The following is an 11,022-nucleotide window of genomic DNA, read 5'->3' as shown; positions in this document are numbered from 1 at the left end:
GCAAGCCTGCTGCTGCCATTCCCCAGATACCAGAGCTTCCGGGCATTACGCTTGACTTAGGCAACCTATTTCCTCCCAGTTATGTCGAGTCCCTTCAGCATGACTGGGCTGCCGATGACCTGATTGTGGTCAGTCCAGGAGTACCATGGGATATACCTGGGCTGGTGCGAGCGCGAGAGTTGGGCATGATGACGATCGGTGAGATGGAACTAGCGTGGCGGCATCTCTCTATGGTTCCTTGGGTGGGCATTACTGGCACTAATGGCAAAACCACGACCACGGCTCTTACTGCTGCTATTTTTCAAGCGGCTGGTTTCTGCGCCCCTGCCTGTGGCAATATTGGCTACGCAGCCTGTGAGTTGGCATTGGCAACTATTGAGAAACCTGTGGATTGGGTGATCGCAGAGTTAAGCAGCTACCAAATTGAAGCTTCGGCATCCATTACTCCCCATATTGGCATTTGGACAACCTTTACTCCCGATCACCTCAACCGTCACAAGACCTTAGAAAATTACTATGGTATTAAGGCGCGTTTGCTAAAAAATTCCCAACAGCAAGTATTCAATGGGGATGACCCCTACCTCTATCAGGTAGGAAAAGACCAGTGGCCCCATGCTTATTGGACGAGTGTACAAGGCACCAGCCGTCTACTGTGCACGGTTGATCGAGGTGTGTATATTGACTCTGATGATTGGGTTATCGCCTTTGGACAGCGGATTGTTTTAGCCAGTGCCCTGCGCATGAAGGGATCCCATAATCGTCAAAACCTGCTGATGGCCATAGCTGCAGCCCGATTAGCCGACATCGATCCAGTGGCGATCGCCCAAGCAGTCACCACCTTCCCTGGTGTTCCCCACCGCTTAGAACACGTCTGCACATGGCGCGGCATCGACTTCATCAACGACAGCAAGGCCACCAACTACGACGCTGCCCAAGTAGGACTATCGGCCATAGCATCCCCTACTATTCTAATTGCAGGCGGTGAAGCAAAAGCTGGTGACGATAGTGGATGGTTGACCTCTATCCGCACCTACGCTGCCAGCGTACTGTTGATTGGCAGTGCAGCCCCTACCTTTGCCCAGCGTCTTGCTGACACAGGCTATACCAATTACGAAATTGTCGAAACTATGGATAAGGCTGTGAGTCGTGCTGCTGTGCTGGCCCCGCAACTAGGAGTGACGACTGTTCTGCTATCCCCCGCCTGTGCGAGCTTCGATCAGTACAACAACTTCGAGCAGCGGGGCGATCATTTCCGGCAACTATGCCTAGACTTAGCAGGTTAATTGCAAACTCCCTGTTCAACACGCTATGGTAGAAAGTTGGTTGCTTTCATCAACTCTCATTTCTACACTATCCACCCCTATGACCACTCCCCGCCGCTACCACATCACAACCTTCGGCTGTCAGATGAACAAAGCCGACTCTGAGCGCATGGCAGGCATTTTGGAAGGCATGGGGTTCCAGTGGTCAGAAACACCAGAGGAAGCAGACTTAGTGCTCTATAATACTTGTACCATTCGGGATAACGCGGAACAGAAAGTCTACTCTTACCTGGGCAGACAAGCCAAGCGTAAACAACTAGACCCCAACTTGACCCTAGTAGTGGCCGGTTGCGTGGCTCAGCAGGAAGGTGAAGCCCTGTTGCGTAGAGTACCAGAGTTAGATTTGGTTATGGGGCCACAGCACGCCAATCGCTTACAAGATTTGTTGGAGCAGGTATTCAACGGCAACCAAGTGGTTGCTACTGAACCTGTGCACATTATGGAAGATATCACCAAGCCCCGCCGAGATAGCACCGTAACAGCTTGGGTGAACGTGATTTATGGCTGTAATGAGCGCTGTACCTATTGTGTGGTGCCCTATGTGCGTGGGGTAGAGCAGTCCCGTCCTCCTGAGGCCATTCGCGCTGAGATAGAAGATTTGGGACGGCAAGGCTACAAAGAGGTCACCTTACTGGGACAAAACATCGATGCCTATGGACGCGACTTACCAGGGGTAACAGCAGATGGACGGCACCAACACACCTTGACAGATCTACTCTATGCCATACACGATGTCCCCGGTATTGAACGGATCCGCTTTGCCACTAGTCACCCCCGCTACTTTACTGAACGGCTAATTCGCGCCTGTGCAGAGTTGCCTAAAGTGTGCGAGCACTTCCACATTCCCTTTCAATCGGGGGATAACGATGTGCTCAAGGCGATGGGACGAGGCTATACCCATGAAAAATATCGCCGCATTATCGCCATGATTCGCGATTACATGCCCGATGCAGCTATTAGTGCTGATGCGATCGTTGGCTTTCCGGGGGAAACAGAGGAGCAGTTTCAACATACCCTGCAACTGGTGGATGACATTGGTTTTGACCAGTTAAACACAGCCGCCTACTCGCCCCGGCCTCACACCCCTGCTGCCCAATGGCCTAATCAGTTGCCGGAAGAGGTAAAGAGCGATCGGCTCCAGCGGCTCAATCATCTTGTGGCCACCAAGGCGGCTGAGCGCTCTCAACGGTATTGGCACCGCATCGAAGAGGTGCTAGTAGAAGACCAAAATCCTAAGGATCCTAGCCAAGTGATGGGACGTACCCGCACCAACCGCCTTACCTTTTTGCCGGGCAAGCTAGAGCAGCTTAAGGGACAACTTGTACAGGTCAGAATCACTGATGTACGCGCCTTTAGTTTAACCGGGCAACTAGTCAGCACCGGGTGATACAGATTCTAAGCCTGACCATGGATAGCTTGTGCGATCGAGATCCATAGTGGTTTCAATTCGGGTTGAACAGTTGCCCTCACTCTAACCCCTCTCTGCCCCTCTAACTCTCCACAAGCAGGGGGTTGGAGAAAGAGGCTTATGTGACTTTTCCCTCGAGCGAGAGGCGCTCGCTCACAGCACAGCCCCTGAAAGATAAAAGGCACTCGAAGTAGAGTCGCATCGGTGAACCCTAGACGCAAAACCCAACTTCAAGCGCCCACTAGGAGGCATCTTACTCAAATCATCAGCTAACCTTATCGTCAACTAATGTCACTTTGCCAGTATCTAGGTCGTAGTAAGCGCCCACAATTTTCAGCTTGCCCTCCTTCTCCAACCTGGAAAGGATTGGAGATTGCCTTAGCTTAGCGACCTGATTCATAACATTCACCTTTGTGGTGGCTTCCAAATCACTAAAAAGGCCGTCAGAATCTACCAGCGCCTTGGCACTAGGCGTATTCTTAATCTTTTCAACTTTCTGAACTGCTGGAGTGATATATGGAACGAGAGTAGGAATAGAGCCTACCTCCTTGGGCAAAGGTGGATCCAAACGCCCCTGGGAAGCGACAATTGCCCCACACCGCTCATGGCCGATCACCATTAGAACCTTCGCGCCCAAAACCTCAGTCCCAAACTCAAGGCTACCAATCAGCTCAGGCGTCGCAACATTGCCGGCAATCCGCGTAACAAAGCAGTCTCCCACCCCTTGGTCAAAAACTCTTTCCACCGGAACGCGGGAGTCTGCACAACTCAAAAAGGCAGCAAACGGAAACTGATCGCTAGCCGTTTGACGAATTGTCGCTGGATCTTCTCGAGGGTGAACACTTTTGCCCTCCACATACCGTTGATTCCCTTCCATCAGCAGAGCCAAGGCCTGGTCTGGTGTCATCTTAGCGGTCTCAGGGCGAACCTCAACATCGACGACTGGAGTAGTAGGGCTAGGGGCGTCGGTGACCGCCGTAGAACTCGTTGTCGTTTTCTGAGCAGTGCAAGCAACTGTAGCCACGTACCCAATGCTAGAAAGCCCTAGCATTTTAACTAAACTACGACGACCTAAAAAGCCAACCCGACGAGTCATTCTAACAACCTCCTAAGTGCAATCAAACGAACCCCAAGCATCAAAAGCTGCCTGCTAAAAATCCCTATTTCTTCTAGCTAAGCGGGCGTTAACCATGCACCCCGTAAGTTTCCTACAAGTTCCCTCATAAGCTCCCTACGGTGTGCTTAAGTCAACACAAAACCTCAGCCTCAAGCCAGCAGATCAAGGCAGTACTCTCCGCCAGAGGAACCTAACTTTCAGTTCGAATACAGAACTAGATTGAATAACTTTAGAACATCGTTTATGGCTTTAGATAGTACCAAAGTAAGTTCTATAAAGTAAAGCGAAAAAACGTAAAACAACATTAGAGATGCCTATCTGTTAAATAACAAGATAGGCACTCAATAGCAAAGAAGTCTTGTTTAATAATCTCGTTCTATCTGTTAGAAAAAAATACTTAATCTACTATCAGCTCTGTTTTAATAATCTCGTTCTATCTGTTAGAAAAGAAATATTTAATACACTATTAGCTCTGTTCGAATAACCTGCTAGTGAAACATATTATTAACAGTCGTTTTTATGCCCATGTGTTTGAAAATGACATGATATCAAATCTAGTTAATTAGCCATAGTTAGCCGACCACCTCTGCCCACCAGTAAAAGTTTTGTTAGCCCTTGGATGAAGTCAGTGCGTTGCAGCAAGACCCAACAGCAATGGGCTGTGACGGCTTCCAACTCCTTTAGATCAGCAAAGCTCCGATTGGCGATCGCTTCATTCGTTAGCAGCCATAGGCGCTTGGCGAGTTGTAACTCTGGTGAGTTCGGTGGTAGATAGAACAAATGCACACCCTTGGGGGTATGGACCTTGGCACTGGTATGGAACGCTGCTCGATCCACCATCAATAACCCGTGTTTTTGGTCTCCCTACCCAAAGTGCTGGGCAAAACCCTCAAGCAAGCGGCTAAAGACCTCAGCGGTCAGACACAGTACAATCCACCTATAGGTCATGCTTGTTGTCGGTTGGACAAACCCAACCAACCATAACCATTGGTACTTCCAGTTGACTTGGGCAACGGGGGAGCAACTATCGGTACCCCAACCATCCGACTTACCGGGTGTACGCCGATGCAATACGCATCTTCCGCCCACACCTCAACGGTGGCCTCCGGATACTGCTGTCGCAGGGCAGCTACCCGTTGCGCGAGGTTGGTTTCCAGGCTGCTTGTGCCACGGGGTCAGTCTCTTGGTGCTGCGATCGCGGGCAGCGGCGACGCAACTCCATCGCCCGCAGATACTCCCGGCCTCGTTGCAGATGGATGGGGTGCCCCAGGAGATTGCTCATCCACTGGGCCACCTTCGGCTCATCCTATAGGTTTCCATTCCCAGGCGGCGTTTGTAACGCTTGCCAGAGTTAGGCTTGCTGCACCTCATTCAACAGGGGTTGCACCCCAAGATGCTTGCGGCGTTGATCCCCAAGGGCGGTGAGCCTTGTGCGGTTATAGCCCTACACTAGTTCATAAATCTGCTCTCGACTATAACTGGTCAGCGCCGCCACCTCCTCAGTGCGTTCCCTTGCGCTGAGAGCCAGATGATCTGGTAATGATCTGGTAGTGACTGCGCTCAGTCTCTAGGTTCGCTTGGCGATAGGGCTGTGCCAATGCTGCCAGGCTAAGGTGAGGGGCAATTTGAATCCGTCGTGGCATTCCTGTTGCCAAACTCGCCACTCTTACTTCTGTGCATTCAAACGGACTTGATATTAAATGTCTCTCCCTAGTCTGGAGTGACTACAGATACTACCCTAGCAGGGCTTTTACCTTGGTCATGATACTGACAGGATCTAACCCTTGATGAGGAAACTGTTCCCACAGACCACCACAGCCTTCCTTGTGGGTGCCCAAATAGGCAAACTTAGGAGCATAGCCACGCTCTAGCAGCCAAGACCCAAAGCGACTACCCAAGCCCGTCTTGCGGTTAAAGGCTTCTACGATGAGCACAAAGGGAGACTTGCCGATCGTCGCCATCATTTCCTCATCCACCACGTTGAGGGTCGGCTTGTTCACTAGCCCCACATCAATGCCCTCTTGCTTCAGACGCTCTACAGCATCCAATGCCCGATACAACGCATCCCCAACAGCCACAATGTAACCAGCAGTACCCTCACGGATGATTTCATCCTTGCCAGGCACAAAGGTGTAGCCCTCACCAAAGAAGTCACTACCATCCGCCTTGAGGATGTTGGGAGTTTTGGAACGAGTGGAGAAAATAAAGCGCAGACCAGGATCAAAGAAGACTGCCTCCACTACTGCCTTCATCTGGGCAGCATCTGCTGGGAAGTAAAGCTTGGTGTCATAGCCATCATCCAGCCCGTTATCAGCAAAGAAGTTGTTTAACCCAAAATGGCAGGTATTATCTGCCATGTCGTCAATACCAGAGTGGGAGAAATGGCAGAGCAGGTTGGAGTAGTTAAGCCGTGCCATGGTGATTTCAGAAATACACATCTCTAGGAAAGCGGCAAAGGTAGCAAAAATGCCCTGCTTACCCTTTTCCATGCCAAAGCCGGCCGCTGCTGAGAGGTTGCCTCGCTCCATGATCCCAGAAGGAACAAAGACTTCTGGATGAGCATCGTGAATCTTCTTCAAGCCACAGGAGCCTTCCAGATCGCTATCGATGACCATTACTTTCTCTTTGCGCTCCGCTTCGGACATCTTGCCCAAAATACCCACGACTGCATCCCCAAAGACGTTGCGGTTAGATCCCCATTTGTCCCCTGACCCCAGAAAGGTGTAGTCCTGCTTGGGTTTAGTAATGCCCTTCAAGAAGGTAACAGCATCTGTGCGGCCACGCTTTTCTAGGTAGGCGATCGCCTTTTCCACAGAAATCACATCATGCCCGTGGTTAGAGCCTTCTAAGCCTTCAATGCCAACACACATAGGACGCTTATTGACAACGGCTACTGTGCCAGGGGTATTCACCGCTTCACAGATGCGGGCATACAGCCCATCCAAATCTTCGCCATCCCCTTCCAACACCTTAACACCATGGCCCTCTAGGGTTTTAGTGACTGTGAAACCGGGGAGATACTTAGAGGGGTGTCCAGCAATGGTCACATCGTTGTCATCAATAATCAGCTTCACATTCAAGTGCTGAGCAACTGCCAGACGTGCTGCTTCAGCATCGTTTCCTTCCTGCTGAGAGCCATCGGATCCCAGACAGAACACGACCTTACCAGGATTAGCCATAGCTACACCGTTGACATAGGGCCACATGTGCCCCAAGCGGCCAGAGCTAAACTTCACCCCTGGTGTCAAGCCAAGTTCGGGGTGCCCTGGCAGTTTGGAGTGGGCTTCACGGTAGCGAGTCAGTTGCTCCGCAGGTAAGTCGCCGTAGATCGCTGCCATCAAATACTGAGTTCCGACGCGATGTCCGGCTTCATCAAAAAATATCGGTACAAACTTGTCAGGGTTGCCTCGAAATAACGCATCCATGATCACCACTTCAGGCACTGTATCGTAGGGGCCACCTGTGTGACCACCTACACCCTTAGCCGCACCCGTAGCGGTAAAGAAGACAATCGCATCTCGACAAAGCTGAATGTTAGCTTGCAAAGCTGCCCGTTGCTCATCCGTCAAGGTTGGAATCGTTGGATCCAGAGTTATTGTTTGATAGGCACTAAGGTCGATCGGGAAAGCAGTTGTTGTCATGGCTGATCATCCTGCGTGGGAGGAACGTCGTAAGCTAAACGCTTAACAGCTTACCATCTAAGGGATCGCATCGTCTCCACTATCTTCTCCGACTTAGCCCTGACTGCTGCCGAAGATTTTTCGGGCATGACGGACTAGATACTGTTGTCTAGCTGCCCTGCTGGATGATGCAAGAAATCTTAGCAATCTTAACCATGTAGGCACCTTCCAGGTGCTACAATTCCCTTCCTCTTCGCCCAGATCCTCTAGCACTACTCGATAACGCCAATAGTGTTCACACCGAGCCAGCATATCCTCTGGAGTTAAATTGTCAAACTTCCCAGTTGCCAACCAATGGCAGCAAAAAAGCAGTGATGACCTCAATGCTGACATAGCAGCTAATCAATCTGATACAGCTAGCTTACTCTGATGCCACACCCAAGGGAACTTGCTACTCTTAGCCTCGATACTTTTTGAATGCCAGTGTTACATTGTGACCACCAAAGCCAAAGGAGTTGGAAAGTGCCACTTCCACAGGCAGCGATCGGCTCTGATGGGGTACATAGTCTAAGTCACAGTCTGGATCCGGATTTTCTAGGTTAATCGTCGGTGGTACCTGGTCATGGAAGACAGCCAGCGCTGTCGCTACTGCCTCAATGCCACCTGCACCACCCAGCAGATGGCCTGTCATGGATTTTGTCGAACTCACAGCAACCTTGTAGGCATGATCCCCCAAAACTTTCTTAATGGCAGCCGTTTCTGTAGGATCATTCAGCGGCGTACTGGTACCGTGAGCATTGATATAACTTACCTGATCTGGTGTCAGGTTTGCATCTTTAAGGGCTAAGGACATGGCTCTAGCGGCCTGCGGACCACCAGGAAGTTGCCCGGTCATGTGGTAAGCATCACAGGTCATACCATAGCCAACCAGTTCAGCATAAATCTTGGCACCTCGACTGAGGGCATATCCCAATTCTTCTAGAATGAGGATGCCAGAGCCTTCGCCAATCACGAATCCATCTCGATCGCGGTCAAAGGGACGGCTAGCACGGCTAGGATCATCGTTACGCAAGGACAACGCCTTACAAGCCGCAAAACCTGCCAGTGCCAAGGGAGTCACGGCTGACTCTGTGCCTCCACAGATCATGGCTTGGGCATAGCCGCGCTGAATTAATCGAAATGCGTCACCAATGGCATTCGACCCAGCAGCACAGGCTGTCACCGAACAGGAATTAGGCCCCTTGGCTCCGGTATGAATCGCCGTTAGTCCGGCTGCCATGTTGGCAATCATCATGGGAATCATAAAGGGACTGCACCGATCGGGGCCACGCTCAACGTAGACGGTGTGTTGTTCTTCTAGAACTCGTAGACCACCAATGCCAGTCCCCAACATGACTCCTACCTGCTCAGCATTCAAGTCATTAATCACAAGCCGAGCATCTGCAATGGCCTGCAAACTAGCAGCCACCCCAAACTGGGCAAACCGATCCATGCGCTTTGCTTCTTTACGATCCATGTAATCGTGGGGATCAAAACCTTTTACCTCGGCAGCAATACGACAATCATGCTTATCAGCGTCAAATTGGGTAATCATACCTACGCCGTTACGACCACTCAACAACCCCTGCCAGTAGTCATCAGTCGTATTGCCAATGGGGGTAATGGCCCCCAGCCCCGTCACTACTACACGTTTCAGGGGCGATCGCTCATCAACAGTATTCGTCATGGTCGGCTACAAACATCGACAAACAGCCTTAGTCGCTCAACTTAAGCGGCTACTTTTTCTTTAATAAAGTTCACTGCATCTTGAACCGTCGTGATGCCCTCAGCAGATTCGTCAGGAATCTCAACGTTAAACTCTTCCTCCAAGGCCATTACCAATTCAACCGTGTCTAGAGAGTCAGCACCTAGGTCATTGGCAAAACTTGCCTCAGGCTTCACTTCCCCTGCGTCCACACCTAGTTGCTCTGCCACAATCTTTTGGACTTTGCTAAAAATTTCTTCTTGAGTCACAGCTATTCAATCCTTTAAAACGCAAAACCGACATAGCAAGCTTACAGCTTGTGGCGCTTGCTAACACCACGGGCAGTTAGCATACCATCAAACTTAGTCATTTTTTAATAGTAGCGGAAAGCGTACCCGTGTAACCCACAGGTAGCCGCTTTCAGAAGTGGCAGACACACCGGTTTAAGACTGCTTTTAAGTCGCTTTTTGCAGCTCATCCAAGCGTGCCAGCACTTCAGCGCTGTGGGTGGTTGGACGCACACCCACAAATTCTTCTCGAATTATTCCCTCTGGGTCAATGATGAACGTATGGCGAGCAGATACAAACCCCATCCAAGAACCATAGGCCTTGCTCACACTGCCGTCTACATCAGCAAGTAGCGGAAATTTTAGCCCTTCAGCATCACAAAACTCGGCGTGGGAGTCGATCGAATCGGCACTGACTCCCAAAATCTGAGTATTGCGAGCTAGATACTCTGGCAAGTCTCTCTGGAATCGCTGGGCTTCGATCGTGCAGCCAGCGGTGAAATCTTTTGGATAGAAATACAACACAACCCACTTACCCCGATAGTCCGTTAGCGATATATCCCCATCACCAGAGTTGGTGGGCAGGGTAAACACTGGCGCAGGTTGATTCAAGGGTGGCAGGGTTCCTCCCATAGCATAGGCAGCAGTAACAACACCTGACCACAATAGAACCGACAAGCAAACTATCAACAGCAAACGAATACCACGAGACAACATAGGGATCGTGACCTTTTCGTTAAAAATTTTCCACTATCCAGAGTACCCTGAAGTATCCACGCTGGACAAACGGAGAGTGTTTAGACTAGAGTGAAATTGTCATGTTACTAAAGGTTGCTGGCATTGAAATTCTTTGCTGTGACTGGATACCCCTGGATGCCCATGTGGTATCTGGAGATGAAGTTGAAAAAGCGGCGACAATGTAATCCTGCCTTGTCTGTGGTAGACGGGTGTGAACCGCCGAGTATGGTTTGACCGGCCTGTAACTGCTAGGTTTGTGCTTTGCTAGCGTGTTGAGCACCATGGTGACATGGGTAGTTGCTAGATAACACAGACTGGGTCGGTCAGTCTCCGTTTGTGGAGAATTGTAATTTTACGTGAATCGCTAGTGGATGCTTGCGGCTGGTTGTCAATAGACAAGTGCACAGTCGAGGTTGATCACTTCTGAGAGAGTTTGCAGGCTTTTGCATAGCTACTGATGATGGGGCAATCGCTGGGTTAGGCAGGCGATGACAGTAGTTGCTGCTTTTTGCTGCTACTAATGCCCCCTTGTGATTAGTCCTGTGCAACGGTTTGACTTCCAAACTGACCCTAGGCTGGGCGTGCCGACATCACAGTTTGGCTGATCGTTATCTGCGATCAGCATGAATACTGTGGATCATACCCATCCACTGCTAACGATTGTGTTCGCTATATCACTGCCATTTACTCACGTTATGCCATTCATCATCACCATCGGAGGTTCCGTTCCATGTCTAAATTGCTTAGCCGTAAAATTGCACCCGCCCCCATGCCCGCTGAAATCAG

At 50.5% G+C, this 11,022-nt stretch carries 10 protein-coding genes; 2 read left to right on the top strand and 8 right to left on the bottom strand.

Annotation, left to right across the window (positions count from 1 at the left end):
- The coding region (gene murD, locus NZ772_06375; protein ID MCS6813180.1) for a UDP-N-acetylmuramoyl-L-alanine--D-glutamate ligase at positions 1 to 1,283 on the top strand (1,283 nt) is incomplete at its 5' end.
- Between the two features lie 79 nt (positions 1,284 to 1,362).
- Positions 1,363 to 2,709 (top strand): tRNA (N6-isopentenyl adenosine(37)-C2)-methylthiotransferase MiaB, encoded by a 1,347-nt coding sequence (gene miaB / locus NZ772_06370; protein ID MCS6813179.1) that lies wholly within the window; start codon positions 1,363 to 1,365, stop codon positions 2,707 to 2,709.
- 286 nt (positions 2,710 to 2,995) lie between these two features.
- On the opposite strand, the gene NZ772_06365 is transcribed toward miaB, so the two are convergent.
- The 8 genes from NZ772_06365 to NZ772_06330 all read right to left on the bottom strand — a co-directional run bounded on the left by NZ772_06365 (position 2,996) and on the right by NZ772_06330 (position 10,215).
- A complete protein-coding gene (locus tag NZ772_06365; GenBank protein ID MCS6813178.1) occupies positions 2,996 to 3,826 on the bottom strand; it encodes a carbonic anhydrase in 831 nt (276 codons plus the stop codon).
- Between the two features lie 579 nt (positions 3,827 to 4,405).
- The gene (locus NZ772_06360; protein ID MCS6813177.1) at positions 4,406 to 4,687 is read right to left on the bottom strand and encodes a transposase; all 282 of its coding nucleotides are present in this window, start codon (positions 4,685 to 4,687) and stop codon (positions 4,406 to 4,408) included.
- A gap of 289 nt (positions 4,688 to 4,976) precedes the next feature.
- A complete protein-coding gene (locus NZ772_06355; protein MCS6813176.1) occupies positions 4,977 to 5,129 on the bottom strand; it encodes a winged helix-turn-helix domain-containing protein in 153 nt (50 codons plus the stop codon).
- Positions 5,130 to 5,346: 217 nt separating this feature from the next.
- A complete protein-coding gene (locus tag NZ772_06350) occupies positions 5,347 to 5,490 on the bottom strand; it encodes a hypothetical protein (GenBank protein ID MCS6813175.1) in 144 nt (47 codons plus the stop codon).
- Between the two features lie 90 nt (positions 5,491 to 5,580).
- Complete coding sequence (locus NZ772_06345; protein ID MCS6813174.1) at positions 5,581 to 7,488, bottom strand: transketolase; 1,908 nt, start codon at positions 7,486 to 7,488, stop codon at positions 5,581 to 5,583.
- 436 nt (positions 7,489 to 7,924) lie between these two features.
- Positions 7,925 to 9,193 (bottom strand): beta-ketoacyl-ACP synthase II, encoded by a 1,269-nt coding sequence (gene fabF, locus NZ772_06340; GenBank protein MCS6813173.1) that lies wholly within the window; start codon positions 9,191 to 9,193, stop codon positions 7,925 to 7,927.
- Positions 9,194 to 9,234: 41 nt separating this feature from the next.
- The gene (gene acpP, locus NZ772_06335; protein ID MCS6813172.1) at positions 9,235 to 9,480 is read right to left on the bottom strand and encodes an acyl carrier protein; all 246 of its coding nucleotides are present in this window, start codon (positions 9,478 to 9,480) and stop codon (positions 9,235 to 9,237) included.
- 186 nt (positions 9,481 to 9,666) lie between these two features.
- Positions 9,667 to 10,215 (bottom strand): peroxiredoxin, encoded by a 549-nt coding sequence (locus NZ772_06330; protein ID MCS6813171.1) that lies wholly within the window; start codon positions 10,213 to 10,215, stop codon positions 9,667 to 9,669.
- Positions 10,216 to 11,022 lie beyond the last annotated feature (807 nt).

It is taken from the genome of Cyanobacteriota bacterium, from assembly GCA_025054735.1.
Classification (GTDB): Bacteria; Cyanobacteriota; Cyanobacteriia; order SKYG9; family SKYG9; genus SKYG9.
This window is presented reverse-complemented; position numbering and strand designations above follow the sequence as displayed.

Excerpts from the sequence above, each read along its gene's own strand:
- NZ772_06350 (MCS6813175.1), bottom strand. The coding sequence starts at position 5,490 with ATGCCACGACGGATTCAAATTGCCCCTCACCTTAGCCTGGCAGCATTG.
- miaB (MCS6813179.1), top strand. The coding sequence starts at position 1,363 with ATGACCACTCCCCGCCGCTACCACATCACAACCTTCGGCTGTCAGATG.
- NZ772_06330 (MCS6813171.1), bottom strand. The coding sequence starts at position 10,215 with ATGTTGTCTCGTGGTATTCGTTTGCTGTTGATAGTTTGCTTGTCGGTT.
- NZ772_06355 (MCS6813176.1), bottom strand. The coding sequence starts at position 5,129 with ATGAGCAATCTCCTGGGGCACCCCATCCATCTGCAACGAGGCCGGGAG.
- NZ772_06360 (MCS6813177.1), bottom strand. The coding sequence starts at position 4,687 with ATGGTGGATCGAGCAGCGTTCCATACCAGTGCCAAGGTCCATACCCCC.
- NZ772_06345 (MCS6813174.1), bottom strand. The coding sequence starts at position 7,488 with ATGACAACAACTGCTTTCCCGATCGACCTTAGTGCCTATCAAACAATA.
- fabF (MCS6813173.1), bottom strand. The coding sequence starts at position 9,193 with ATGACGAATACTGTTGATGAGCGATCGCCCCTGAAACGTGTAGTAGTG.
- NZ772_06365 (MCS6813178.1), bottom strand. The coding sequence starts at position 3,826 with ATGACTCGTCGGGTTGGCTTTTTAGGTCGTCGTAGTTTAGTTAAAATG.